Annotated in this window: 26 protein-coding genes and 1 pseudogene; all 27 read right to left on the bottom strand. The window is 35.4% G+C overall.

Going from position 1 to position 25,859, the window contains the following annotated elements; translation table 11 throughout:
• Nucleotides 1-14: 14 nt before the first annotated feature.
• Nucleotides 15-410, bottom strand: a complete 396-nt coding sequence (locus tag CSE16_RS03075) for a flagellar protein FlaG (RefSeq protein ID WP_099422518.1) — start codon at nt 408-410, stop codon at nt 15-17.
• A 692-nt stretch (nt 411-1,102) separates the two neighbouring features.
• A complete protein-coding gene (gene fliB / locus CSE16_RS03070) occupies nt 1,103-2,323 on the bottom strand; it encodes a flagellin lysine-N-methylase (protein WP_099422517.1) in 1,221 nt (406 codons plus the stop codon).
• Between the two features lie 487 nt (nt 2,324-2,810).
• Nucleotides 2,811-3,778, bottom strand: a pseudogene (locus tag CSE16_RS03065) (IS630 family transposase).
• A gap of 315 nt (nt 3,779-4,093) precedes the next feature.
• Complete coding sequence (locus CSE16_RS03060; protein ID WP_099422516.1) at nt 4,094-4,918, bottom strand: SDR family oxidoreductase; 825 nt, start codon at nt 4,916-4,918, stop codon at nt 4,094-4,096.
• A 14-nt stretch (nt 4,919-4,932) separates the two neighbouring features.
• Nucleotides 4,933-5,862, bottom strand: a complete 930-nt coding sequence (locus CSE16_RS03055; protein ID WP_157764744.1) for a Gfo/Idh/MocA family oxidoreductase — start codon at nt 5,860-5,862, stop codon at nt 4,933-4,935.
• Nucleotides 5,856-6,641 carry an SDR family oxidoreductase gene (locus CSE16_RS03050; protein WP_099422514.1) on the bottom strand — a complete coding sequence of 262 codons (786 nt, stop codon included), beginning with the start codon at nt 6,639-6,641 and terminating at the stop codon, nt 5,856-5,858. The genes CSE16_RS03055 and CSE16_RS03050 overlap by 7 nt, the downstream gene beginning before the upstream one ends.
• 6 nt (nt 6,642-6,647) lie before the next feature.
• On the bottom strand, nt 6,648-7,358 hold the full coding sequence (locus CSE16_RS03045) for an acylneuraminate cytidylyltransferase family protein (protein ID WP_099422513.1): 711 nt from the start codon (nt 7,356-7,358) through the stop codon (nt 6,648-6,650).
• Between the two features lie 15 nt (nt 7,359-7,373).
• Nucleotides 7,374-8,411 carry a nucleotidyltransferase family protein gene (locus tag CSE16_RS03040; protein ID WP_099422512.1) on the bottom strand — a complete coding sequence of 346 codons (1,038 nt, stop codon included), beginning with the start codon at nt 8,409-8,411 and terminating at the stop codon, nt 7,374-7,376.
• A gap of 3 nt (nt 8,412-8,414) precedes the next feature.
• A complete protein-coding gene (locus tag CSE16_RS03035) occupies nt 8,415-9,038 on the bottom strand; it encodes an acetyltransferase (RefSeq protein WP_099425736.1) in 624 nt (207 codons plus the stop codon).
• Entirely contained in the window at nt 9,031-10,104 is a 1,074-nt protein-coding gene (gene neuB, locus CSE16_RS03030; protein ID WP_099422511.1) for an N-acetylneuraminate synthase, read from the bottom strand. The genes CSE16_RS03035 and neuB overlap by 8 nt, the downstream gene beginning before the upstream one ends.
• Nucleotides 10,101-11,228 (bottom strand): UDP-N-acetylglucosamine 2-epimerase, encoded by a 1,128-nt coding sequence (gene neuC, locus CSE16_RS03025; RefSeq protein WP_099422510.1) that lies wholly within the window; start codon nt 11,226-11,228, stop codon nt 10,101-10,103. Before neuC ends, neuB begins: the two co-directional genes overlap by 4 nt.
• Nucleotides 11,229-12,383, bottom strand: a complete 1,155-nt coding sequence (locus CSE16_RS03020; RefSeq protein ID WP_099422509.1) for a LegC family aminotransferase — start codon at nt 12,381-12,383, stop codon at nt 11,229-11,231.
• The gene (locus CSE16_RS03015) at nt 12,380-13,384 is read right to left on the bottom strand and encodes an NAD-dependent 4,6-dehydratase LegB (RefSeq protein ID WP_099422508.1); all 1,005 of its coding nucleotides are present in this window, start codon (nt 13,382-13,384) and stop codon (nt 12,380-12,382) included. The genes CSE16_RS03020 and CSE16_RS03015 overlap by 4 nt, the downstream gene beginning before the upstream one ends.
• 29 nt (nt 13,385-13,413) lie before the next feature.
• A complete protein-coding gene (locus CSE16_RS03010; RefSeq protein ID WP_099422507.1) occupies nt 13,414-14,607 on the bottom strand; it encodes a motility associated factor glycosyltransferase family protein in 1,194 nt (397 codons plus the stop codon).
• 1 nt (nt 14,608) lies between these two features.
• Nucleotides 14,609-14,956, bottom strand: a complete 348-nt coding sequence (locus tag CSE16_RS03005; RefSeq protein ID WP_099422506.1) for a DUF8042 domain-containing protein — start codon at nt 14,954-14,956, stop codon at nt 14,609-14,611.
• A 16-nt stretch (nt 14,957-14,972) separates the two neighbouring features.
• Nucleotides 14,973-16,661, bottom strand: coding sequence for a motility associated factor glycosyltransferase family protein (locus CSE16_RS03000; RefSeq protein WP_099422505.1), 1,689 nt, complete (start codon nt 16,659-16,661; stop codon nt 14,973-14,975).
• A 114-nt stretch (nt 16,662-16,775) separates the two neighbouring features.
• A complete protein-coding gene (locus tag CSE16_RS02995) occupies nt 16,776-17,588 on the bottom strand; it encodes a flagellin N-terminal helical domain-containing protein (RefSeq protein ID WP_099425735.1) in 813 nt (270 codons plus the stop codon).
• Nucleotides 17,589-18,227: 639 nt separating this feature from the next.
• Entirely contained in the window at nt 18,228-18,449 is a 222-nt protein-coding gene (gene csrA, locus CSE16_RS02990) for a carbon storage regulator CsrA (RefSeq protein ID WP_099422504.1), read from the bottom strand.
• Entirely contained in the window at nt 18,450-18,893 is a 444-nt protein-coding gene (fliW, locus tag CSE16_RS02985) for a flagellar assembly protein FliW (RefSeq protein WP_099422503.1), read from the bottom strand.
• 14 nt (nt 18,894-18,907) lie between these two features.
• Entirely contained in the window at nt 18,908-19,474 is a 567-nt protein-coding gene (locus CSE16_RS02980) for a DUF6470 family protein (protein ID WP_099422502.1), read from the bottom strand.
• A gap of 70 nt (nt 19,475-19,544) precedes the next feature.
• The gene (gene flgL, locus CSE16_RS02975) at nt 19,545-20,471 is read right to left on the bottom strand and encodes a flagellar hook-associated protein FlgL (RefSeq protein WP_099422501.1); all 927 of its coding nucleotides are present in this window, start codon (nt 20,469-20,471) and stop codon (nt 19,545-19,547) included.
• Nucleotides 20,472-20,523: 52 nt separating this feature from the next.
• Nucleotides 20,524-22,062, bottom strand: a complete 1,539-nt coding sequence (gene flgK / locus CSE16_RS02970; protein WP_099422500.1) for a flagellar hook-associated protein FlgK — start codon at nt 22,060-22,062, stop codon at nt 20,524-20,526.
• A gap of 108 nt (nt 22,063-22,170) precedes the next feature.
• Nucleotides 22,171-22,674, bottom strand: coding sequence for a flagellar protein FlgN (locus tag CSE16_RS02965; protein ID WP_099422499.1), 504 nt, complete (start codon nt 22,672-22,674; stop codon nt 22,171-22,173).
• A 52-nt stretch (nt 22,675-22,726) separates the two neighbouring features.
• The gene (gene flgM / locus CSE16_RS02960; RefSeq protein WP_099422498.1) at nt 22,727-22,987 is read right to left on the bottom strand and encodes a flagellar biosynthesis anti-sigma factor FlgM; all 261 of its coding nucleotides are present in this window, start codon (nt 22,985-22,987) and stop codon (nt 22,727-22,729) included.
• Nucleotides 22,988-23,246: 259 nt separating this feature from the next.
• The gene (locus CSE16_RS02955) at nt 23,247-23,663 is read right to left on the bottom strand and encodes a TIGR03826 family flagellar region protein (RefSeq protein ID WP_099422497.1); all 417 of its coding nucleotides are present in this window, start codon (nt 23,661-23,663) and stop codon (nt 23,247-23,249) included.
• Between the two features lie 88 nt (nt 23,664-23,751).
• The gene (locus tag CSE16_RS02950) at nt 23,752-24,357 is read right to left on the bottom strand and encodes a ComF family protein (protein ID WP_099422496.1); all 606 of its coding nucleotides are present in this window, start codon (nt 24,355-24,357) and stop codon (nt 23,752-23,754) included.
• A gap of 9 nt (nt 24,358-24,366) precedes the next feature.
• Nucleotides 24,367-25,770: an ATP-dependent helicase ComFA gene (locus CSE16_RS02945; protein ID WP_371514518.1), complete on the bottom strand. Its 1,404-nt coding sequence runs from the start codon at nt 25,768-25,770 to the stop codon at nt 24,367-24,369.
• Between the last annotated feature and the right edge of the window lie 89 nt (nt 25,771-25,859).

Raw genomic sequence — 25,859 nt, 5'->3', positions numbered from 1 at the left:
CATTTTAAACCAAGTTAAATTTTTTCATCTACAACCATGCCAAGCATTTTTTGCATTTCATAAAATGCGTCTAAAAGCTTTTTCGGCGGAATTTCTTTCACGACTTCCTCTGTATCGCGATTTACTACCGTTACATAATAGCGTTCTAAACCTTCATGATACATAAATTTTGAAGCACTATGATTCACTTCCAGCATTTCGTTCATTTTATTAACTGCCTCTTGAACCTTTGCCTTCGTTTCTTCGCTTTTATCAGTCGGTGTTATTTGCATTGTTACTGTTGTATCTACCATCTGTTTTTTAACAGTTTCGCTTCCTTGCTTCACTGCTTTTTCAGCTGTAGGTACATTATTATTTACCGGTTTACTTACTCTTACTGAATCCATTTCTACATGTCCTGAAATACGCATGTTTTCCATCCTCCTTGAATCTAATACAGGCGCTACTATATGTAATATCGGATTAAAAAAAGAGAATTTCAGTTTTTCTTTGAAGGTTCAAGGGAAAACTGAAATTCCTGTATGTAATTCCATTTATTGTGCAATTTAAAATATATCAAACATACAAAAAATCAGAATCCATGTACGCCCGAATTATAAAATAATAGTGCCTCAAGCTATTTCAGTAATTCTTTGTTTATTTTTGGTCTATGAAATCGACTTAACAACTCTTAAATAATCATTTTGATTGTCCATTTCAGGTATAGTATTCTGCTTTAATTGAGAAACAGTAATATTTAAAATTTCAATCAAGTATAAAGGTATATTATCCTAGTATAATTTACTATTCATTAAGATTTTAGGTTTCAAGTAATTAGTGTTGTTTAATTATTTTACAATCACTTTGTTCCTATTAAGAAACCCAGACAAAGATGGAATTTCTTGGTCAGTAATCATTTTATCTATTACTTTTTGATTGATAACTATTTTTGGAAACCATTCTTCTCCTTGATGCTCTCTAATAACTGTAAAATAAGTACTTTGTTCAAGTTTTTGATTTTAAAAAATATTTCCATTTAAACTTCAATGTTTTCTTATTATTTAAATATCTACTTATCCCATTATGGAAATTTACGAATAAGACACTCGTTTGATACTTACTTTCAATTACTAATCATTACAAACATATGCCCCATTGTAGTATAGCCCGCAGCTTCCATTCCCTCACGTACACCTTGTAAATATGCAGGGTTATGTTCTATTACTTTTGCAAGTTGTTGAACACAGTTTATCACCATTTCTTGCGTTAACTTCTGTTCCTTTGCTGCAATACCAACTAAATGCAATTTAATAAGATTGAAGTGTAAAACAAGCATTACATAACTTTCGAACAATGTGTTATAGTCATTTGGAAATAAGTTTTTAAATATATAATTTACTATATAATTTTCAAGCATATATTCCTTATTTTGCATAAATGGTTCATAAAAATTGCGATATGATTCTTGAAACTTTAAAATCGTTTCTTCCATATCTTGCACTTCGTTGTCATCATTTTCTTCAAAACCTAAACCTTCTATTAATGATTGAAGAACCGTGGCGTATTTTCCCGAAATATCTCCACCAGATATGCGATAACTAATTAATACTCTTGTTAAATTCAACTGGAAATTTAAATTCCCTTTAATTTGCTTTAAGGATTCAATAAATTCTTCATTATCTAAACGATTTAAATAGTCCTGCATAATGACAGGTAATTCCTGCTCTAGCTCACTTGGCTTTAGCCGCTCAATCTTTTGAATAAATAGCCCTAAAATAATTAAACGTATTTCAATAGAATGTTGGCGATTTTGCATAAGTTGAATTGTAAAAATACGTAAATCCCAGAAATGCGGATGTTTTTCTAAATCAAGAGCTTTATTCATTAATCCACGAGTATTCTTTGGTTCCTCTGTCTCAATAAAACCTAAACCTTCTTCACATAATAGAACGACCCTTGCGGCTTCAGGACAAGATAACGTTAAACTTTTTTCTGTAACACCACCAACCTGTGTCAAGTTTCTTGGATATATGGAACATGTATTACATAAAAATTCTTCACCTAATTCCTTATGAATACTACAAAGTCCATCGTCTAACATCATGTTGCAATTTTTATTTTCGTCTAAAATAAACTTTGCATAATTCGATTCATCATTTTTTTTTCGATTCCTTTTTACAAATTTTTGTAATTTATCTGCCATCTCAGGCTGTCTTACTTTACGATAGGCTTGGTAAGTTTTTTTATCAATTGTGACATTCCAGCCCGCACAACAAGTATCCTCACAAGCACCACCAATACAATTAAATTCACTTAAATATTCTGGGATTAATATAGGTCTCATTTTTATGCCTCCTAGATCTTAATTCAATTTTCATAATCAATAAATCATTTAGAATGTTTAGGTATTAAACTACACGTTAGCTACACGAATCAAACAAGCGTTCCCCTTCAAACCGTAAAAAAAACAGACCTAAAGCACAATAGTCCGATTGGTGCCGAACTTGAAGTTAAGCGATTTATTTTTTTATAGCAGATCGTGCTTATTTTTTCATAGTTAAAGTCGATCGTTATGCAAAAATAGAACGAAATTTCGTTATTCAATTAAAGGTTAAAATTCAGTTAAATCAAAAAAGGCCGTAAAAAAAACTACCGTTGAAGAACATGTACACTCGGCACGGCTCAAAAACAAACAGAAGAATGCCACTGTGTTTTTGAGTTTAAGGATTATGAAGATCCGATTGTACAAGTTGTCACGAATTTCCGAGATATGACGGCAGAAGAAATCGTGAGTATATACAAAGGACACTGGGTAATCATTTCCTTTTTCGCTATATAGAAGGTGATAGAAAATTAGAGTTTAAACAAAGCCGATTTACCGTATTTTTAGGTTCTTGATTAATCATCTTAATTAATCCTTGGACGGCTTTACGAATTTCCCTACATTTGAAAAAAAACATTAAGTATCACTGTTGCTTTCATCCATTTCCACAACCCTTCGATCAAATTCAATCGGGGCTATATGGCGGAAGGTACAGAAACGTTAGGACATCTAGGTGTTTTTCTAAGAACGGTTTTATTAATTTGGCATGATGAATACGCGCATTGTCTAATATCATGACGATGCGCTCATTTGAATAACGTGTGATGACTTTTTCTAAGAAATTGAGAAATTCTACGGCTGTATATTGTTCTTCTTGCATACAAAATACTTCACCTGTTTTATAATCTAATGTACCAATTAGTTTTACACCTTGATACCGACCATATGTAGGGATTTTCTTTTGTTTCCCTTTGATAAACCATGTATTCGCAATCGCTTGATAGTCTTGAATCATGGACTCATCTTCGTATAGCTAAAACCAAGACGATACAATAAATCACGTGTCCCACGCACAGAAAAAGATACATCAAATGTACGTTGAATCCACTCGCGAACAAGAGGTGCTGTCCAGTTCATTTGAGGGGGGAAATCGACATCTTAGGGCGTCTGATTCACCACTGTTAATATGTCTTGTTGTTCTTGTTCAGGTGTTAGAAATCGTTGGCGACCTGGTTGTTTTTTTCGTCCAAGTCCTGCAATGCCTTTTTCACAATAAGCTTTGCGATAGTTAAAAAGCGTCGCAGAAGAAAGACCTGTATAGGTGGCAATCTTTTCGTAAGACTCACCCGAAAGCAACATATAAATGACTTGGTAACGAATAAATAATTTGGTTCCATGTTGTTCTTTCATCGCAATCTTCAATTCTTCTAAAGCAGCTGGAATCTTTTCTTCAGGAATTAGCACAATTTTACGCATCATTTTTTGCTCCGTTTCAATACTGTTACAAGCAGTAAACAGGAAAATGAACAGAAATAGATATAAACCTAAAAACTAATCACCGTTTATATAGATTAAATAAATTCTTAAATGTAGCTGGTTTTTTGACACGACCAAAAATGTGATATTTAGTCAGCTTTTTGCGGCTTTATTGCCTATGTGTTACTGAAGGTTATAAAAATCAACTGGAGGCGCTTATCTTTCGCTGATATTACACGCCATCTTCGTTGTGCTTTCCTACCAACTGAATGGCGCATTGGCAAAAAATAAATACATGCGATAAAAAATAAACACTTACCAGGCACTTAATCCTCCATCAACCAAAATGTTTTGTCCCGTTACATAACTAGATGCATCTGAAGCTAAGTAGATTAATGCCCCAACGATTTCTTCAGGTTTTGCCATACGTCCTAATGGAATACGATTACTATATCGTTCTGTAAAAGTCTCGTTCTGTCCACTTTCTGTTCCACCTGGTGTAATAGTATTCACTCGAATTCCCTCTTTTGCCCAGTACGTAGCTAAGTATTTGGTAAGTGCAACTACTCCCCCTTTACTTGCAGCGTAAACAGCAGGAGTATTAATTTCACGATCCAAATAATATGATCCTTCATAAATTCGATTATCTGGTCCCATCACACCATAAATTGAAGCTGTTTGAATGATAGAACCGCCCTTTGCTTGTAATTTCATTACTTTACCAACATATTTAGCAACTAAAAACATACTATCAATATTTGTAGACATAATTTCTTTCCATTGTGCTAAACTATATTCTTCTAATGGTGCAAAGAATTGATTTAAATCACTTGACTTACCTGCTGCATTATTATGTAATATATTTATTTCACCAAATGTTGTAACAACCTTTTCAACCATTAACTTAACAGAACTTTCTAAAGTTAAATCACATTTTATTGCTATAGCTTTCACATTATAATTTCGCATAATTTCTTCAGCAATTTCATTTGCTCTCACCTCGTTAATATCCACAATGGCTACATTAGCACCTGCATCTGCAAGCCCCATACAAAAATGACTTCCTAAAATTCCTGCCCCACCAGTTACAATGGCATTTTTCCCTTGTAAACTAAATAAATTATAAAAGTTTTTTTTCATAAATTTCTCCTACACTATAATTCATCTATAACTTCTTTCAAGTAAACTTTTCGATTCTCAATTTCCGATTTATTGCCAGCTATTAATAGTGCTATCGAAAGAATTGTATCTTCTGGTTTATGTAAAACTTCACCATGTTCAACCATTTGAACAAATCGATATAACATTCTTCTAAACATAGTAAAATTATCCTCTATTTCAACACTTCTTCTGTTTTCTTCTCCCCAAAATTCTATATTAAATGTTTTTGGAACACTTCCTAAAACATTTATTGTCCAAACTAATCCACTTTCAAAATGCACTAGATAAAATTGTGCATCGCTTTTAATATATTCAATTGAAAATGGTTTATCATCTAGTGTCCCTAAAACTGCATCTATTATATGAATTCCATACTTTTCCCAGTTCATAATTACTGAAGATTGTATGAATTTCAATTTCCCAAAGGTATTTATATTAGATCTAACATCATCTAGTTCCATAGCAAAACGAAGTCCTGCAACAGACATCAGTTGACCTTTTAATAAATACTTTTTAAAAAGCTTTAATTCTTTAATTGAACATGTTAGAGGTTTATCTATAAAAACTTTAATATCTGCCTCCAAAAAGTCGATTGCCATTTGGTAATGATTCTCGAAATCATCCCTGGCAATTATAAGTGCATCTATTTCCCCTAACATTTCTTGATAACTAGTAACAACATTTTTTATATTACATGCTCTAGCAATATTCTGACTTATATTTAAGTCTTGTGTCCAAACATGAGTAATTCGAGCATTTCCTAAGCCAAATTCTGAGATATCACGTTTTTTGACATAGTTATGAATTACATCCCAACCAGATTCTTCTAAAAATTTATCATTATATCCATTTATGATAGAACTAAAGGAATATGGATGACCATTTCCTTCACTTAATCCTATTAACCCTATCTTTGTTACCACGCAGCCCAACCACCATCTACACAAATATTTTGTCCTGTTATATATGAGGATGCATCTGAACAAAGTAATGCGACTACACCTTTTAATTCATGCGGTTGTCCGATGCGGTTCATAGGATTTTTAGAGCCTAAACGGGTCATAAACTCCTTATCTTTCTGAGTTTCAGGGAATGGAAACGGACCCGGACTAATACAGTTTACTCGAATTTCGTATGGTGCTAAAAAGCTTGCTAAATATTTACTAAATTGAATTACAGCCGCTTTAGCTGCTCCATAACTAGGCGGATTAGTATATTTTTCATCATTATACAATCTATAATCAGGAGCAACATGTCCATACATCGATGCTGTATTTAAAATTACACCTTTTGATTCTTTCAATAAATGTTGTGTAGCTTTAACTAATCTGAACACTGAATTTAAACTCATATCAATATCGTATTCCCAGTCCTCGTCTGAAATTGTTTCAAACGAATTCTTATTACCCGACCAGGCATTATTAATTAAAATATCTAATCGTTCAATATTTGAAACCGTTTCTTTAATAGAGTTTTTATCCATTAAGTCTAATTTTAACGCTGTAAATATCTGACTAGGATATTCTAACTTTAATCTATCAGCTAACTTTTGACACTTTACACCATCTCTGCTGGCAATAATAATATTAGCACCTTGTTCTGCCAAAACCTCACACATTTCCGTACCTAAATAGCCTGCCCCACCAGTAATTAAAGCTGTTTTTCCTTTTAGATCAAATAAATCTTTTAGTGTAATACTCATCTTTTCTTACTCCTTATCCTCAAACTTTTTTTTCATGATAAAATCAGCCATTAATAAATCTATCCTATCATCTATATCCACGGAACGTTCCTTTGGCATAATTACTGCACCAATATTCCCCATAATTATCTCTTTTTTTGATTCTAATAATTTTTCTACTTTTGTAACATAGACTGCGCCATTTAACTGATGCGCAGTCGGTAGTTCCTGTCTCGGTAACCATGGAATAGCACCTTCAATAAATGTAGTTGGGACATTTCCTTCGATTTTCCATGCCCTAATTGGATTTAAATCTGCTTCTTTAAAGGTTGCAGTAGAATCTAAGCTTTTTTCACATAATAACCTGATGCAACTACTTATATCTTCAGATGTTCTTAATGGAGCAGTCGGTTCTAACAGAGTTACAAAATCGTACCATTCTCCTTTTTTTTCTAATTCCTTAAGAACATAGTGAATAGTATCAATGACTAACGATGAGTCCTCCGCTAGTTCTGCAGGTCGCATTTGTATTTCAGCACCATATTCTAATGCAACCTGGGCAATTTCAATACTATCAGTCGAAACAATTACTTTATCGATTTCTGGCGTATTTATTGCCGCCTCAATAGTCCAAGATATAAGTGGTTTTCCATATAACTCAACAATATTCTTTTTAGGAATAGATTTACTTCCACCCCTAGCCGGTATTAAAGCTAGTACTTTTTTTTGATTAATCATTATTTCTCCTCTTTCTTACATATTATATTCTTTATTTGCCCTTTCAAAATCATCCATCCGTCCAATATCTAGCCAATATTCACGTATTGGGAAGGCTGCTGTAACATTTTCTTGTGCCATTAATTTTTCAAATAATGTTGGCATATCATAAAATTCATCCTGTGGAATATAATCGAATGCCTCGGGATTTAACACATAAATCCCGGCATTTACAAAGCTTTTATGTACCGGCTTTTCTTTAATCGAAACAAGATTTGCCCCATTTGTTTCAATCACACCATAAGGAATCTGATATTCATATTCACGTACACACATCGTTGCAACCGCCTTGTGTTCGAGGTGGAATTCCATTAGCTGTTCAAAATGCACCTGTGTCAATAAGTCACCATTCATTACAAAAATTGGTTTTGTTGGTCTTTCTGGTAATAATGACAGTGCGCCAGCTGTACCCATCCTCTTATTCTCTTCAATATAAGTAATAATCACACCAAAAGCTGAACCATCTTGAAAATAATTTTGAATCATTTCTTTTTTATAATTAACTGACAATATAAAGTTCGTATAGCCACATTTTTTAAAGCTTTCTATAATCGTCTCTAGAATTGGCTTGTCACCAACCTTTAACATTGGTTTAGGAATCGTATCTGTTAATGGACGAAGCCTCGTTCCTAATCCGCCAACCATTAATATAACTGTATTATCATTAATCGGTGTTACTTGATAATCTTTGAAAAGTACGTCTATTACTTGCTTTTGCTTATTTACAATTGGTAATTGCTTTAGTTTTTTACTTTGCATTAACTTATGGCAATATTTTTTTGTATCCTGCTCTGTCGCAATAATTGGATCAGAATTCATAATATGTATGATTGGTGATTCTAAACTTTCTCCCCGAAGAATTCCTCTGCGAATATCACCATCTGTAACTGTCCCTAATAATCGATTCTCTTCATCTATCACAATCGCAAATTGTAAAGATGAACTATCTATAATTTGCATTGTTTCTAATAGACTTTGACTTGATAACACAAGTATACTTTTCCAGTTTTTCATACATCACACTTCCTTTGCAGGAACACCATATACTTTTTTATCATGAGGGATATTTTTAACGACAACAGACCCCGCACCAATTAAACAGTTTCTCCCAATTTCTATATTTTGAATAATCGTTGTTCCTGTCCCGACATGTGTTTGTTCTCCAATTTTTACTCCACCTGAAATATTTGTTCCTGGTGCAACATGTACATGAGAGCAAATTTTAGTATCATGATCAATAATTGTTCCTGTGTTTATAATTGTATTATCGGCAATTTCAACATGACTTTGAAGTATCACCCCAGCCATAATTTGCACCCCATCACCTATTTTTGCAGAAGGTGCAATATAAGCTGTATCATGAACCACTTTCCCAAAAATGTATCCTAATTCTTTGAATCCCTCAAAAAGTGTCTTCCTAACAGTTGATCGGTTCACTGTACCAATTCCCAATACAAGCTCAATATCTTCTGGTTTAAATGAAGCAATTACCGAATCGGTTCCCAAATAATCTAATTGGAATTTATTCGTTTCTTTTGCTGGCGCTGTATAACCTAAAATTTCTCTTTCTTGCTGTAACAATGTTTCAGCTAACACTGCCGCGTGTCCACCATTCCCAATGACAATCACAGGCTTATTCATCAATAAGCTCATCCTCTTCATATGTTTTAGTCGCTGTTTTCCCGATATAGGTCCAATATTCCTTTGGTTGTATTCCGCCACCCGGTCTTTTTACAGTTAAATTATCTTTTGTAAGTTCTTCTCCAACAGCTACTTTGGATTTTGCTACTAGGCTTTTTCGTGCGGCAACTTTGTTATTTAGCTCTTCCATTACAGGTTGCTTTTTACCTGTTCCTAATGCAATCTCTACTTGTCGTATAGCTTGCACCATTTCTTTTAATTCAGTAGGATTTAATGACGCAATATGATCAGGTCCTTCTAAAGTTTTATCTAATGTAAAATGCTTTTCAATTACAGTTGCTCCTAATGCAACGGCAGCTGCGGGTACAATGATTCCCTCCGAATGATCAGAGAAACCTATTGGAAGGGTAAACTCATTTTTCATTTGTTGCATTGCTTGTAAATTAATCGTTTCAAGCGGTGCTGGATATTGGGTTGTACAATGTAACAGTGTCACATATTGACTAAGTAATGACTTCGCTTCATCTGTTTTATAAAACTGTTGAACACTTTCTATTGTAATTGGCTCTAAACGACCTAATCCATATGCAATAAATCCCAATGCTTCATGAATATCTTCTAACGTCGCCATACCTGTCGACAAAATAATCGGTTTTTTCTTTGTTGCAATATAATAAATAAAAGGTGCGTTTGTCAATTCACCAGAAGGAATTTTAACAGTTTCAATCGCTAATTCATCTAGTAAAAAATCGACACTTTCCATATCAAAAGGTGTCGATAAAAATTTGATATGGAGTTCTTCGCAATATTGTTGAAGCTGCATAAATTCCTCAAACGATAATTCTAATTTTTTTAACATTTCAAATTGTGATGTAGCCTCACCTAAGTTTGCTATTTGATAACTTGCTTGCCCTGCAGCTTTGGTTACTAGATTTTCTGCCTTAAATGTTTGAAACTTTACAGCATCAGCACCCGATTTCTTAGCAACACGAACTAATTCCTTGGCCATATCCATTGAGCCATTATGATTTACGCCTGCCTCAGCAATGATATATGTCTTGTTCATAAATTATAAAACCCCTTTTTTATACGGAAGCTTTGTATATCTTTTATTTTTTTAATAATTAAATTAGATGTATACCCTTTACCGAATATCATTTCGTATGGTTGATTGAACTGCAACGCTTTTTCAATTCCTATTTTGATTGCCTGTTCAGTTAGAGCAACATCAAGCACAGAAATAGGCTTTTCCCGGCCCGCCTGTCTGTCTCCTATATTAACTGAAGGTGTGTGTAAATAAGGCACTTCAATCAGTGCACTTGAAGAATTACCAATGACTACATCAGCATGTTTAACAGCACTTAAATAACGTAATTGTCCTAGTGAATCAAATAAATACGCGTTATTATGTTTGTTCACAAATTGTTCAATTTGCTTATTAATATAACGCCCACCATTGTCTGCATTTGATTTGGTAAAAACTAAGTTAACTTTTGTATATGCCTCTAACACTAATAACAACTCATGAATTCCTTCACTTTCGCCATTTGTTTCCGGATGCTGAGTTATTAAAAACATCGGCTTATTCACGTCTAATCCCAAGTTTTCATATAGATTCCCTTTGGTAAGTAAAGGCAACTTTAAGGTATTTTCAATTCCTATCGCCCCTACATTCCAAACGCGATTTGGATCTTCACCTAATTGAATAACACGGTTTTTATGTGATTCTGTACTCGTAAAATGCCAAGTAGCCATTTTTGTAATAGAATGGCGAATCGCATCATCATAAGCACCAAATGTACATTCACCACCGTGAATATGAGCAATCGGAATTTGCATAATAAGTGCTGTTTGAGAGGCCGCTAACATTTCAAAACGATCACCTAAAATAATTAACAAGTCTGGTTGTAATCGTTGCAAGGCGTCTGCAAAACCAATTGTTGCAAGCCCCATTGATTTTACAACAGATGTAGATGTATCTGCTGATAATAGCATTTCTATTTTTTCATTAATATAAAAACCATCTGCTTCAATTTGCTTATATGTTAAACCGAATTCAGAAGATAAGTGCATACCCGTCGCAATAATTTGAAGTTCAAATTCTTCATCACTTTGAATTAATTTCATAAGATTAGAGAGCAGACCATATTCTGCTCTCGTACCTGTTACTATACAGATTTTATGTTTCATCTAATCTCCCTCAATTGGCGTACTTGGGATATTTACAATACGCAACTTCAACATATTTGTTATTTCCAAATTCATCGCTGGACACTCTTTATACATCTCCAACTCATGCATTGGTTGCCAAATTGGACGACTCATGACACCTTGCTCATTTAAAAATGCCAAAACGTCATCTCTGTTTAACGACTCATCCAAAACTAATGTTTGTAGCCAATAGTTACTTTCGCTATGTTTTGGCTGTTGAAATAAACGAACTTCATCTAAACCTTCTAATAATTTCTCATACTTAACTGTCAATTGCTGCTTTTGCTCGATGAAAGCAGGCATTTTTTCTAACTGTGCACAACCAAGTGCTGCATTAATATTTGGCATGCGATAGTTATAGCCAATTTCATCGTGTACATATTCCCACTTATGCGGTACTTTTGCAGTTGTCGTTAAATACTTTGCGTAATCAGCTAATGCTACGTCATTCGTTAAAATAGCACCACCACCACCTGTAGTAATGATTTTATTACCATTAAAACTTATTGCATTTACTTTACCAAAGCTTCCTGTGTGCTTTCCTTTATAATACGTGCCCAGTGATTCAGCTGCATCTTCAACTAATACTAAATGGAACTTCTCAGCAAGTGCTACAAGTTCATCTAATTGCACAGCATGTCCAAATGTATGCATTGGTACAAGTGCTTTAATGCGTCGATTTGTTTGTTTATTAAACAGCTCACCGTCTCGAATTTCAGAAATATCACTTAAATAAGCGTCTAATTTAAATGGGTCTATACCTAGCGTATCTTCATGCACATCGATAAAATGAGGGACTGCCTGACAGTAACTTACAGCATTTGCTGTTGCAATAAATGTAAGCGATGGCATTAGCACTTCATCCTCTGCCTCTACCCCCGCTACTTTTAATGCAATATGTAGTGCTGCTGTGCCGTTTACAACAGCAACGGCACGCTTCACCCCAACAAATTTTGCTAAATCCTCTTCAAAACGAGTCACATACTCCCCCACTGAAGAAACCCAGCCTGTTTTGATGCAGTCTGTTACGTATTCTACTTCCTTTTTATCAAAGGTCGGTTCATGTAAAGGCACAAAATCATTTCCATACATAGCTTTTACACGTTCTGCAAATTGCATCCATTGTTTATTCATATATTATATACATCTGCCTTATATTGAGATAAGTTTTTCGGATTTGTAAACCATTCTATCGTTTCCTCTAAACCACGGCGGAATCCATCTTTCCCGCCATATTGTGGCTCCCAGGCAAGCAATTCTTTTGCTTTTTTATTTTCAGCCCAAAGACGCTCCACTTCACTTTTATCAGGACGTAAACGCTGCTCATCCGTTTCAATTGTTAAGTTGACATCCATTATTTCTGCAATCATTTCAGCTGTTTCGCCAATTGATACTTCATAGTTTGAACCGATATTAATCACTTCACCAATTGATTTTTCCGAGTTCATTACAGAGATAAAGCCATTCACTGTATCTTTCACATAGTTAAAATCACGTGTCGGGCTAACCGCTCCCAACTTGATTGTATCTTTACCACTGGCTAACTGGCTAATAATCGTTGGTATAACCGCACGTGCTGACTGACGTGGTCCATATGTATTAAATGGACGAATAATCGACACCGGTGTATCAAATGAACGATAAAATGATAATGCCATTTGATCCGCACCAATTTTCGATGCTGAATAGGGTGATTGTCCTTGTAATGGATGCTTTTCATCAATAGGTACATATAAAGCTGTTCCATATACTTCACTTGTAGATGTGTGGACAACCTTTTCTACACCCAATTCACGCGCAGCTTGTACAACATTTAACGTACCATTTATATTTGTATCGACATATGTAGCTGGTGAATGATATGAATAAGGGATAGCAATAAGTGCCGCTAAATTCAATACGTGCGTACAGCCCTTCATCGCTTCCTTCACACCAAACGGATCCCGAACATCACCAGTGAATACGTCAATTGATGACTTAATATCTTCTGATGAATGATCCAACCAGCCATATGAATTAAATGAATTGTAATAAGCGAATGCACGTACGTCATACCCTTGACGTACAAGCTCTTCTGTTAAATGAGAGCCGATGAAACCGTCAGCTCCGGTTACTAAAATTTTCTTTCCCAACATTCTTCACCCTTTACTTCTGTTTACTAAATTTAGTGCGAAATGAGCTCAGTAAATTCTACTTCATTTATTAAGGGAACATTATTGATTTTTGCTCCTTTAACGGCTGTATTAAATACTTTAACTTTTGTTTTCTCCATCTTTTCATTATACCAAGACAAAAAAACTTGAAACATTGCCGAAGTATTTATTTCACTTCCGTCATTTGCTTCTATTTTTCGAAGGAATAGGTCAGTAGAAGCATCTCTTCCAGATGTTGATAATATTGCATGCGTATTGTCCTCAGCGAAGCCCAAATCTTGACCAAATAGTACTATTCGTTCGTAACCTAATTGTTCCAGCAAACTAAATGTCGTTGTACCTACTGATCCACCTGTTTCAATTAATGATGCATGACGTTTTTCAGCTTCTTGCTCGGCCAATTTATAACCTTGTTGATAAAGAATCGTTCGTTTTCCACCATGCAACAATATACTTTTACTATTTGCAGTACTCAAATAATACAACTCACCACTAAAGTGACCATCTATAAATTGAGCAATTGTAACATCGTTAGCATCTGATAAAACGGCGGCTTTAGGTCGCACGCCATTTGCTATTAGCATTTTCAAGGCTGCTCCTACAACGAATATATCAACATCCTTTTGGTGTACTTTTAGCCATTCAACTGTATTATTTAAAGACGGTCCAGCTGCTACTAAACACGCCAATCTATTTTGTTGTTCTACCTTTATTGTTTCGTCCCCCAATGCGCTATTGTGCTTGAAATTTTCTAGCATTTTAACAGCATTCTTTTTATAGGACACTTGATTTATTTTTATTACCTCTAACAAACTAAATAAAGGGTGCTTTTCACCAATAGCCTTCAACCATGCATTTGGTAATAATAGTTGCATATCATCAAAGTCAATTCCGTTTAAATCATTGACTATTTGAATATGACTTTGCTGCCACCAAGTTTCATTACTATTTTCCTTAAATAAGGTATACTCTTCTTGATCAAAATAGTAAACCGTTATTCTCTTTCCATCTACCATATCATCCAATACTTGTAAATGATAACCTAAACCTAGGCCTATTAAAAGATAATGTGATACGTCTGGATGTATCTCGGCAATTACCCATCGATTGGCATCTTCACTCGGACGATATTTACTATAAATAGCGACATTATTTAACTGCAATGTTGCCTCACCATTTTTTGCTGTACTTACCTGCCAATGCAACTTACTGTACCGGACCTACTACCTGTTCTAATTCAAGAAAAAATGGGGCAATTTCATATTCAAACATATCTGCTACAAGTACATAGTCCTGTATTTCTAAACCATTATTTATTTCAATCAAAAATTCTTGTATTTTCTCGATATTTAAATTAGCCGTCACACCATTAACCTTCAACAATTTACTTGCTTCTGAAAGCCAAAGAATCCCCTCTGAAAAGTCTTTAATTGCTTTTAATGCTTCATTCACATTATCTTCTCTTAAACTGTTCGCAATATATTCTGCCCCAACAGGCACTTTTTCCACATACATATTATAGCTTTCAATCGTTTCAATGATTAAGTTATCCATTTTTCTTACCTCACTTTTATAATGATCTTGCCTTTTCTATTACATCTAGAGTATATTTTTTAGTTTTTTCGATTGCTTCCAACAATCTTGAATATAATTCTTTGTTTTGATTATATACCCTTTTATATGTATCCCTCGAACTTTCATTCAGAGGTGGTTCATAATTTCTCAAAACATCTAAAGTAATTGGATTTGTAATATAGCTTAATGATATTTGCTCAAATTTTACTTTTAAAATTTCATCTATTTTATTTAATTTATTTAACGTTTTCATTTCAAAAGATATATTTGATTTATTTTGATTTAATATCTTTAGCGCCAACTTTAATTCCTTTATTAAATCATTATAACTATTAATATGATCATCCATTATCTTTATAAAATTCAGGAAATCCATATTCGAATGACTATTTTCAACGTCCTTAATTACTTGCGATTGATCATCAACATACTTCTCACAGAAATTACCAAATGGCAATTGATCCATCCCTTCAATCTCCGCTCCACCTTCTGTACAATTATAAATTTCAGCTTCATGATTACTCTGCTTATTCAATGCCTCGAAGCTTTTTTTCATTGATAAAAAGACATAATCAGTTAGAACCTTATCTCCATTATAACCAGGCACTTCAAATAGTTCTCTTTCATTACTAAAATTTTTATCAATTTCTCTAAAATACTTATTACTTTCCGCATGGGATTTATTATCCGTATAAGCTAAATCTTGACCTATCATCGCTATTGGTCCTGTCGATAAATAGGTTGCTATCGAAAAAGCGAAATTGGCAACAGATCCACCTCCCATTATAAGTGGTAATTCGATTGAAAAAATTCCTTTTATGTGTTCTTTGCAGTCAGTATTCCAAAAATCTACAAAAGCATATTTTTCATTTACAAAATCTTCTTGAATCTTATAATGGCTTGTCATTGCATAAATTAATTTCGATTTAATATTTTTTATACCTTTAAAATGATTGTAATTCGCAATAGAACCGTCTACCGTCACAATATAATCCGGTTCAATTTTATTGTTTAAAAGCGAATTAATCGTTGACCCTGCCGCAATAATTATTACATGATCTTGCATTTTCTTTAGGTAAGGTAATTGTTTTGTTAAAGATGGTCCACCAGAAGCGACAACTACTGGGCATGAATATTTTTTTTGAAGTTTACTCAATGAATTGTTACGATATAAATTTAGTAAATTGTGAATATAATTTTCCTGCCATGAATCCGCAAATATTCTTAACGTATTTTCATTCACTACGTTAGACATTTGTACATCTTTTATGACTTTTAAAAGCTCCGAAAATTCCTTTGGAAGTATTTTATCATAATTTGGAGAACAAATAACCTTTACCTTCTTATTAAAACCTTTTAGTGCTATTTCAATCGTTGCTTCAAACTCAAACATATCAAACTGTGAAATAACGTTTAACCCCTCTTTACTTTCTTGCAATAACGAATAAATTGGATCTATTATGATTAATTTTGAAGGATCATTTATTTTCCTACTCAATGTTTCTGCTATATAACCTAATCCGTAACCAAATAATACGTGAACAACATTGGGTTCAAATTCTTTCTCAATAATTCTAGTTGACTCTTGAATAGGATTGTATTTACTATGTAGTAAAAATCCATTAACAATTACTGTTTTTAAATTGTTTTTTGTTGGTAAATATTCAATATGATATTTAGACAAATACTTTCACCTCTCTCCTTTTATCGTCAAAATCAGATAAAAATAAAGGAATCCACTCAAATAATCGAATGGATTCCTTTATTAAAATTAATTATTAAATTAACTACTTATTTATTAACCTAATAATTGTAATACGCCTTGTGGCTGTTGGTTAGCTTGCGCTAGCATAGATTGAGCAGCTTGCATTAAGATGTTGTTCTTCGTGAAGCCCATCATCTCTTTTGCCATATCTGTATCACGGATACGTGATTCAGCAGCTGTTAAGTTTTCAGAAGTAGCACCTAAGTTATTGATTGTGTGCTCTAAACGGTTTTGAACAGCACCTAAATCTGAACGAGTAGCTGAAACTGTTTTTAATGCATCATTAATCGTTGTAATTGCTTTATCAGCAGCTGATTGAGTTGAAATTTTAATATTGCTTACTTTTAATGCAGATGCGCCCATATTACCGATTGAAAGTTTAATGTTTTGCTTTTCATTCGCACCAATATGGAATGTCTTCCCTTTAAATGAACCATTTAATAATTTTTGCGTGTTGAACTCAGTATCTGTAGAAATACGAGTGATTTCTGATGATAATGCGTCGATTTCTTTTTGTAAATCTGCACGGTCTGAAGATACGTTTGTATCATTCGAAGATTGTACTGCTAATTCACGCATACGTTGTAAAATTGAGTGTGTTTCGTTAAGAGCACCCTCAGCAGTTTGGATTAAAGAGATTGAATCTTGAGCGTTTTTCGTAGCCATATCAAGACCACGGATTTGTCCGCGCATTTTTTCAGAGATTGCTAAACCAGCAGCGTCATCGCCAGCACGGTTGATTTTGAAACCAGAAGATAATTTCTCAAGGTTTTTAGAAGATTGAGCATTGTTGAAGCCAAGGTTACGGTGTGTGTTTAAAGCTGAAATGTTATGTTGAATTCTCATTTGGAATTCCTCCTTGAATGTTTTTTCTCCCGACATCCTTGTTGGGAGTACGGCTCGGGGGATTCCCCCTGCCTTACACTATATATATCGTTAGCGGTTTTGAAATGTTTAATCTTTTATTTAACTTTTTTAAATATTTTTTCTGGCAGTAAAAAATCGTGCTGCTGTGTAAGTTTTACCTCTGTAAGAATCTTCATTAGCATCACAACCCCTTTCCGCCCCAAAACCAAGTATCTAATTAAATCCAGCTATTCTTAACCCTTAACTAAAAACCCCTGATTGTTCCACAGTTAACCCCATGTCCCTCTATGTATCAAGCCTTTTGCATTCAAATATAAATTTGAGAACCATTTTGTTTCACCCGAAAACTTTAATCACAATAAAAAAATTCGTATTTATCTCATTTATCTAATTCGATATACAACATATCTTAAAATAAGTGCTAAAAAGGACTTTCGTATCGATTGGCACATATTTATATTTAAGTCGTATATCAATTTTGACTATCCACCATTTTAAACATTAAAAATAACTAACATTTTTTCCATATAGAATTTTTACGTAGAGGATCCGCGCATGCCGCTCGAATTTTCCCTATCAAAAAACTCCCTACTATTTTAATAAGTAGAGAGGACAAAATTAATTCTTCTTCAATTGCTTCATAAAGTCCGGAATAGTTCCACCAAGCGCTTCTTTATTCTGTGCTTGAATGGCGTCGAAAATTTCTGAGCGGTGGACTTTGACTGATTTTGGTGCGACGATGCCGAGCTTTACTTGATCGCCATCGATGGAAAGAATTTTCACTTCAATTTGGTCACCAATCATAATCGTTTCACCTTTTTTTCGGGATAGTACTAGCATTTATAAAGCACTTCCTTCAAACGTGCCTAGTTTGCAGCGTAACGGATATTTTTCACTATCATGTAGGACGATTTGCTTCCCTAATTTTGTTTTCGTATTGACGATTACTGGTGCTAATAAATTCATTGTTGATTCAGGGAAGTCCTCTTTTAATGTCACAATCGCATACGTAATGACATCGTCTGCATGATTAATTTGCAATTGTTTTTTATCTTCCTCGCTAATATCAAAGGCGTATTCATTATTAAACGCATATGGGTACGCGACGACGAAGCCCATTTCTGCGGCATCAATTGATTGTAACAGGGCTAGGGGCAAATCTGCATCGAGACCTATTAAAATGTATTTCGTATAATCCGGAAAACCCGGTAAACCTTGTTCAAATGTTAAAATTTCTGATTGTTGAATTTCTACTTCACCTAAAAATTTAGTTTCAATGTTCATTTTTAAGGCTCCTTTTATCCGATCACGTCAATTTGTACGTCCGGTCTTTGCATCATTGTACCAGTTACTTTTCCAGGTGTATATTGATGGATTGGTTTGTTCACTTGGACGTCAATTTTAGGTGCATTGCGCTGAATATTTACATCGGTTGTTCCTGGCGTAATATTAACTTTTACCGAGCCGATTGAAGGAATAAATTTAATATTATAAGGACCGGGACGTTGTGGACCGTGATTTTGCTTGGCAATTTGCGGAATCGTCATCCCTTCTTGGCCACGTCCTGCGCCTTTCATTAGCTGATATCCTTCACTGACTCTTCGCGCGATTCCTTGTAACGCACCTTGTTTCCCTTTTTGGGCATACTCGGAAATCATCTCTCCTGAAGGCTTTAATCCTAAATCGCGCCACATTTGATCCATGTTAATATCGAGTTTCGCATTTGTTGTTTTAATTTCGAGCGTTGCTGCTGGCTGCGATATTTTTAAATCTGCTTGTGGTTGCTTAATGACCTGCCTTGATTTTGAGATATTCCAATCCATATTAATATCGGTTGTCGTAATTTGAATTTGTGGGATTCGCATCCATTTCCCTCCCTTTAATAACTATTTTTTTTCAAGAAAAGCGCTTGGAACGGGTCCAAACGCTTTATTATTATCTTATAAAATCAACTAATGTAGTTTGAATTACTTTCGCACCTACTGATAAAGCGGCTTGGTGAAGCGACTCTTGCGTAACCATGTCTGTAATCGTTTTAGCAAAGTCTGTATCTTCATTTTGGGACATTTGCTTTGTTACGTTTACTTCTTGAAGAGATAGGCGATTTTCCATCATCTCAACACGATTTTGACGTGCGCCTACTTCTGCACGTAACGTGAGTGTTTTTTCAGTTAATGCATCTAAACCAGGTATCGTACTCGTGCCATCTGTAATCGTTGCACCTAATGCTTCCCCTATATCTTTCCCAGTCATTGCAGGATCATTTAAAATTGTTTCCAGTTTCCCCATGAAGCTATCAATATCTTTAAACAAATCGTTTCCATTAGTATTAATCTGCATATTTATACCATCAAAAACGTTAATTTCAATCTTTTCGCCTAATCCTTTTTGTGTTAAAGTCGCATCCGGGTTTGGTAAACCATCTTTATATAAAGGTTGATTTGTATGCGTTCCTGAGAAAATATAATTCTCGCCAATCTTTGAATTTCCGATATCTTGTAATTGATTTTTAATTTGTGAAATCTCTGCATTAATTTTTTGACGATCTTCTGGTGTATTCGTATCATTCGCAGCTTGAACGATTAATTCCTTAACACGCTTAAGTGCCTCGCCAACTTGACCAAGAGATTCATCAGTAGAATCAAGCCAACTATGTGCCTCTCCAATATTGCGTTGGAATTGTACATTTTTATCTAAATCCACTCGGTAGCCCATTCCTTTTACTGCAATTACCGGGTCATCGGAGGGACGGTTTACAAGCTTTCCAGATTGTAATTGTTCTTGGTATTTTGACATTTTTCCGTAGCTATTATTTAAGTTACGGAGCATATTACTCGATAACATTGATTGTGTAACGCGCATTGTCATTCCCCTTTCATAGTAAAACGTAAAAGTTGTTTAATCTAAGTTGATATTATAATCCTACTCGGCCCATGCCATTAATAATTTTATCGAGTGTTTCATCGACTACTGTGATCATACGAGCGTTGGCATTATAAGCTTGCTGGAATGTAATCATATTGGTCATTTCTTCGTCAAGTGAAACCGAGTTATGTGAAGCACGGTTGTTGGCGATTTGTAATTGTAGCGTCCCTGAGTTGAACTCTAGCTTAACCGCTTGCTCCCCCTTAACCCCTATATCTCCTACCAATGATTTATAGTAAGTTTGGAATGTTCCACCTTGTAAGTCGTTCAGAACTTTCGACTGAAGCTTCGATAGCTCCAAAATATTCTTATTGTTACCTTCTTCGCCATTTGTATCCGATGCAGCAATTTGCTCTGGTTTATCAAGAGCAACTTTAATATCCTTTGCAGATGTGCCTGAGAAGAAGTCTAAGCCTGTTGAACCATCTAAGCCAACACCCTTGCTATGCACTGCATTGAACTCTTTTATAAATGTCGCTGCTAATCCGTCCAGCTTTTTTAGCATTTCTGGGTATAAGCCTTTGCCACCACTATGGCCAAATGCATCGACTAATGCGGCTAATTTCCCTTTACTTGACTCTAAATTTGCGTATGTAACATTCACTGTTGTTGATTCTGTTGGTGGATGACCTATGCCTGAAATCGCAAAGCCTTGGAACTCGTTATAGCCGTCTGTTGTTGTGTCATCAACATCGCCATCAATCACTTTTCCTTTTGAGTCCATTGGGTTTAAATGTGCAAAATCTCTTCCTTGCACAAGTGTAATTTCTTGACCATTTACAGGTTTAAACTTAATCGTCATGCTTCCTTCTGCGATGTCTAGTGCATTTCCACCTGATTTTTCGAACGAAACTGAAACCGGGATTAACTCGTTTAATTTATCTAATAAAACATCTCGTTCATCGTAAAGGTCATTTGGCATGTAGCCATTTGGCTCTACTGTTTGAATTTGTTGGTTCAAGTCAGCAATTTGCTTTAATAAGGAGTTGACCGTTTTTGTATTGACGTTAATCTCATTACCGATATTTCCTTGAATGAGCTTTAATTGTTTATCAATATAGTTGAATGATTCAGCTAAACCTTGACCTTTAGATAGCATTACTTGGCGAGCTGCTGTATCTTTTGGATTCGACACAACATCCTCCATTGACTTCCAAAATTCAGTGAACCCTTGATTAAGACCAAATTCAGATGGCTCTGACATAATGTCTTCCATTTGAGAAATTGATTTTGTCGTTGATTGCCAGTAGCCTAATTTATTTGTTTCTTGACGGAATTGACGATCGATAAACTCATCTCGCATACGTTGAACCGAATGTGCTTGAACCCCCGTTCCGATATGACCTGCTGTTTTTCCAGTATTCAACCCACTTCCAGGAAACCCTGGTGTTGTTTCCATGTTCACGCGTTGGCGAGTATAGCCAAGTGTGTTGGCATTTGAAATATTGTGTCCTGTTGTATAAAGCGCACTTTGTTGTGTATGTAATCCACGCTTACTTGCTTCAAGCCCCATAAATGTTGAGCGCATAAAATTTGCCTCCCTTAATTTAAATCCATTGTATGTTTTACTGGCGACAAAAGGCATGTGGATAGCCACCGAAAGAAACGATGTCGGTGGTGCTATCCATTACACGCTTTACGCCCTGAATTCAGTGAACGATTTTTTGTTGATATTCGATTGCCCGCGTACATCTGCTCCAGAGTAATTAAACTGTTCTTGTTGGCGTGGGCGCATTGCATCTAGAGTAATATTAATCATTTGCAATGAGTTGAATACCATTTTTTGATTTAAGTCATTTTGATTTTTAAGCTTATCTAATACTTCTATTAGACGCCCGCGAACATCGATTAATGCTTCAGCAGATCCCGTTGATTTAGCTGCATCAATCACATCAGCTACAGTTGGAATGTCAGTGAAAGCAATTCCTTTTGCTCTTAGGTAATCCGTTACCATCGACTGACGCTGTTGCTCAAGTGTATCAATTGCCGCTATATGTGCTTGCTCATTTTTAATGATTTGATCGAGCTTTTCCATATCGCCTTGCTTTATATAATCTGTTTTCGCAACCGCTAATTCGAGTAAGCTTTTGTGCATCTTCTCAAGCTTTTCGAGCGTTGCGACAATGGTTGTTATAGACATAAAGATAATAGCTCTCCCTTACTTGAACGATTCATTTTGTACTTTTTACTGCTTAACGGCGATAGTATTTCAACATATCTTCTGCTACTTGACGTGCATCGACTTTATAAGTGCCTGATTGAATTTCTTCTTTTAACTTTTGCACGCGATCTGCTCGTTCATTTGCATAAGTAGATGTGCCTTGCATTTCTTTTGCTTTTAACGAAATCTCAATTTGATCTGCAAAAGATTGATTTGTTTTCGGATTATTTACCGAGCGCGCTTGATTTTTATAAGAATTGATTGCCTGGATGCCAATTGGATTAATCTTCATCGTTTATACCTCCCTAATTTTTTTCATCTGTACTCACTATTTAATATTTCGACTGTATCATTAAATTGTTTACGTTTCACTCAAAAAAAGCATACAATTTCTTTCCATATTGCAGATTTAGGATTAAATTTTGTGGTAATTTTTAGCCTCTATTTTTTATTACAAAGTCAATTATGCATGTCTTTATATGCTTGCGTCCAGTTATTGAATTGTACAAAAAAAGGAAAAAATCGAAGCCATGATTGACTTCGATTCGAGATTATCTTTTCCTTTTATCTGCCAAATACGTGCCACGGTCGCGGTTAACTATTTCGTCGCGGAAATCCTTCGCCGCTTCAAATGTTCTTAAATCTGATTTCAAACTTCCCTGACACGCCTCGCAAAGTTTACCCTTTGTCGTCAAATGCCCGCAATTATCACAAGGGTAACCTAAGTTCGGGAATACGGCTGGATGCAATTTCCCTTTTCGCACCCATTTATAAAGTAAATCACGATCAACCCCAGTCGCTTCTTCTATGCGGTCAACATTCGCTGCACGATTTTCACGCTTACGTAAAAAACGGTACACGACTTGATACATATCTTCTTCCTTTAACGCACACTTGTGGCAAACTTCCCGTAAACCTGTGTAATTAAAAAACTCGTCACACATAGGGCAATTTCTTAACTCTGCCATATTTATCGCTCCCATCAATTTCGAACCTATTATTTAGCTGTTATTATACATCAAAAACAAATCATTGCACGGTATTGTTTTTCATTTCCTAGCCATGAATTAGCGTGAATGCACGGACATCTGTTGCCCCTGCTTCCTCCAATACCTTTTTAGCATGCTGCATCGTTGTCCCTGTAGTATAAATATCGTCAATTAATAAAATAGTTTGATTCCTTATTTTTGAATTTTCGATGACTTCGAAAAGCTGTGGGGTTTGCAGCCTTTCTTGACGAGATTTTAAAGACTGTTGTTCCGTAGTTACTTTAATTAAATGATGTTCAAAAGGAATGTGGGCAGCTTTTAATAATTCATCCACATGGGCAAAAGTTCGTTTTTTTAAACTTTCGCTATGCATAGGAATCGGCACAATGATGGATTTTTCATTTATTAAATGGTGCTGTAGCGTTTGATTAAATACGTGCGCAAGAAGGACATCATGTAAAAATTTATAGCGGTGCAAAAAGTCCTTCATTGCTTCATTATAATGAAATAAAGAAATCACTTCATTTTCTTCCTGCTCCTCAATCCGTTGAAATTTCTCTTCACAGCGTTGGCATATCGTTTTAGGCAATTCCTTCTTAAATAAATCCTTCCAACCAAATGTTAAATGTAACGGCCTTTCACACAATAAGCAGTTCGTAATTTTTTGTTGCATCCGCGCCTCCTATTGCGGCTGTCTATTGAAATCGAGCATCCGTTTTTTCGCTAAATCCATTTCCGCTGTGATGCCATGATGAAAAAATACAATATCGCCATTAGGAAAGTCTTTATTCCGCCCAACGCGACCACTAATTTGAATGAGCGCACTTGCAGTAAAAACTGGACTTTCCGCACCAACAACGGCAACCTGTACATTTTTTATCGTAATGCCACGCTCTAATATCGTCGTCGTCAATAGTCCTTTTCTTTGTACATTACGCAACTCTAATACCTTCTCTTTTCTCGAAGCATCTTCCGCATGAACACTCGCAATGGACGCATCGATTTGTTGAAATAGCGGAATGGCCTTGTCCATTAAATCAATTGTAGGGAAGAAAATAAGGAATGGTTCATGTTTTGCTAGTTTTTGCTCGAGCCAGTTTAATAATTTCACTGGTATCTTCCCTTTTTGAAATGTTTTTTCATAATTCCATAGGGCTTGAAAGGTCGGAATCGGTAATGGCTGCCCATGAAATCGGCGCGCAATAAAGGAATAGCCCCATCGCTCCTTTGTTTTTTTCGATAATAAAGCTGCGGAAGGTGTTGCGGTCACATAAGCTGTCGGTCCCTCTTTCTTTTTCGCTTTAATGACGGCTTGCTCGAGCGCTTCATCCATCGTATACGGAAAGGCGTCCGCTTCATCAACAATCATTACATCAAAGGTATTTTCAAAGCGATACAGCTGATGTGTCGTAGCAAGCACTAATTGCGCAAAGCCTTGTTGCTGTGGCGCATTGCCATAATAAGCGTGAATGCACGTTTTAGGGAAAACTTGTTGAAAACGTGGGAATAATTCTAGAACAACATCTGTTCGAGGGGTTGCAATGCAAACGCGCTTGCCTAATTGCAACGCTTCAAACACTGCGGGAAAGAGCATTTCTGTTTTTCCAGCGCCACAAACTGCGCTAATCAGGTGGTTGTTTTTTTGTAGAATGCTTGCTGTTAATTCCTGTGCGGCTCGCGCTTGGTTTTTCGTTAATTGGCCTTGCCAGTTAAAGGTATGGGATTTGTTTGTTTTTTGGGGTTGTTCATTTTTCCAAAGTAATAATTCATCACAGCTGCACATGCGCCCCATCGTAATGCAATGGCGGCAATAATGGCAGATTTTTTGGCATTTTGCGCAATGAAATGACACGAATTTCCGGCTATTTTTGTTTAAGCAGCGGCGACATTGTCGTACAGGCTTGTCTAACACTGCTTGGAGTACTTCGAAAAAGTGATGTTGGATGTACGTGTTGATTTTTTCTTTAGGAAAGGGTGTTTCACGGCGCGACCAAATGCGTCCTGTGAAAAAATTTCGAATTTGCGGCTCAACGATTAGTCCTTTGTAGTGGTGAGTCATTGGAGGAGTTTTTATTTTTTTGTTCAAATTGGGGGTCCTTTCTTATTTAGGGATTTTTATTAATGTGGGATTGGGTTAGGCTGGCTCTGCAGGTAATGATGTGGCTAGATTGTCCA

Origin of the sequence: Solibacillus sp. R5-41 (assembly GCF_002736105.1) — a bacterium.
GTDB lineage: Bacteria > Bacillota > Bacilli > Bacillales_A > Planococcaceae > Solibacillus.
This window is presented reverse-complemented; position numbering and strand designations above follow the sequence as displayed.

Coding starts and splice junctions, on each gene's coding strand:
- csrA (WP_099422504.1), bottom strand. CDS start 18,449: ATGCTAGTACTATCCCGAAAAAAAGGTGAAACGATTATGATTGGTGAC.
- CSE16_RS03015 (WP_099422508.1), bottom strand. CDS start 13,384: ATGTTGGGAAAGAAAATTTTAGTAACCGGAGCTGACGGTTTCATCGGC.
- flgM (WP_099422498.1), bottom strand. CDS start 22,987: ATGAAGATTAATCCAATTGGCATCCAGGCAATCAATTCTTATAAAAAT.
- flgK (WP_099422500.1), bottom strand. CDS start 22,062: ATGCGCTCAACATTTATGGGGCTTGAAGCAAGTAAGCGTGGATTACAT.
- CSE16_RS02950 (WP_099422496.1), bottom strand. CDS start 24,357: ATGCAACAAAAAATTACGAACTGCTTATTGTGTGAAAGGCCGTTACAT.
- CSE16_RS02965 (WP_099422499.1), bottom strand. CDS start 22,674: ATGTCTATAACAACCATTGTCGCAACGCTCGAAAAGCTTGAGAAGATG.
- CSE16_RS03075 (WP_099422518.1), bottom strand. CDS start 410: ATGCGTATTTCAGGACATGTAGAAATGGATTCAGTAAGAGTAAGTAAA.
- CSE16_RS03050 (WP_099422514.1), bottom strand. CDS start 6,641: ATGAGTATTACACTAAAAGATTTATTTGATCTAAAAGGAAAAACAGCT.
- CSE16_RS03020 (WP_099422509.1), bottom strand. CDS start 12,383: ATGAATAAACAATGGATGCAATTTGCAGAACGTGTAAAAGCTATGTAT.
- CSE16_RS03060 (WP_099422516.1), bottom strand. CDS start 4,918: ATGAAAAAAAACTTTTATAATTTATTTAGTTTACAAGGGAAAAATGCC.
- CSE16_RS02980 (WP_099422502.1), bottom strand. CDS start 19,474: ATGCGAATCCCACAAATTCAAATTACGACAACCGATATTAATATGGAT.
- fliB (WP_099422517.1), bottom strand. CDS start 2,323: ATGAGACCTATATTAATCCCAGAATATTTAAGTGAATTTAATTGTATT.
- neuC (WP_099422510.1), bottom strand. CDS start 11,228: ATGAAACATAAAATCTGTATAGTAACAGGTACGAGAGCAGAATATGGT.
- CSE16_RS03035 (WP_099425736.1), bottom strand. CDS start 9,038: ATGAATAAGCCTGTGATTGTCATTGGGAATGGTGGACACGCGGCAGTG.
- flgL (WP_099422501.1), bottom strand. CDS start 20,471: ATGCGCGTTACACAATCAATGTTATCGAGTAATATGCTCCGTAACTTA.
- CSE16_RS02995 (WP_099425735.1), bottom strand. CDS start 17,588: ATGAGAATTCAACATAACATTTCAGCTTTAAACACACACCGTAACCTT.
- fliW (WP_099422503.1), bottom strand. CDS start 18,893: ATGAACATTGAAACTAAATTTTTAGGTGAAGTAGAAATTCAACAATCA.
- CSE16_RS03045 (WP_099422513.1), bottom strand. CDS start 7,358: ATGATTAATCAAAAAAAAGTACTAGCTTTAATACCGGCTAGGGGTGGA.
- CSE16_RS03040 (WP_099422512.1), bottom strand. CDS start 8,411: ATGAAAAACTGGAAAAGTATACTTGTGTTATCAAGTCAAAGTCTATTA.
- CSE16_RS02955 (WP_099422497.1), bottom strand. CDS start 23,663: ATGGCAGAGTTAAGAAATTGCCCTATGTGTGACGAGTTTTTTAATTAC.
- CSE16_RS03005 (WP_099422506.1), bottom strand. CDS start 14,956: ATGGATAACTTAATCATTGAAACGATTGAAAGCTATAATATGTATGTG.
- neuB (WP_099422511.1), bottom strand. CDS start 10,104: ATGAACAAGACATATATCATTGCTGAGGCAGGCGTAAATCATAATGGC.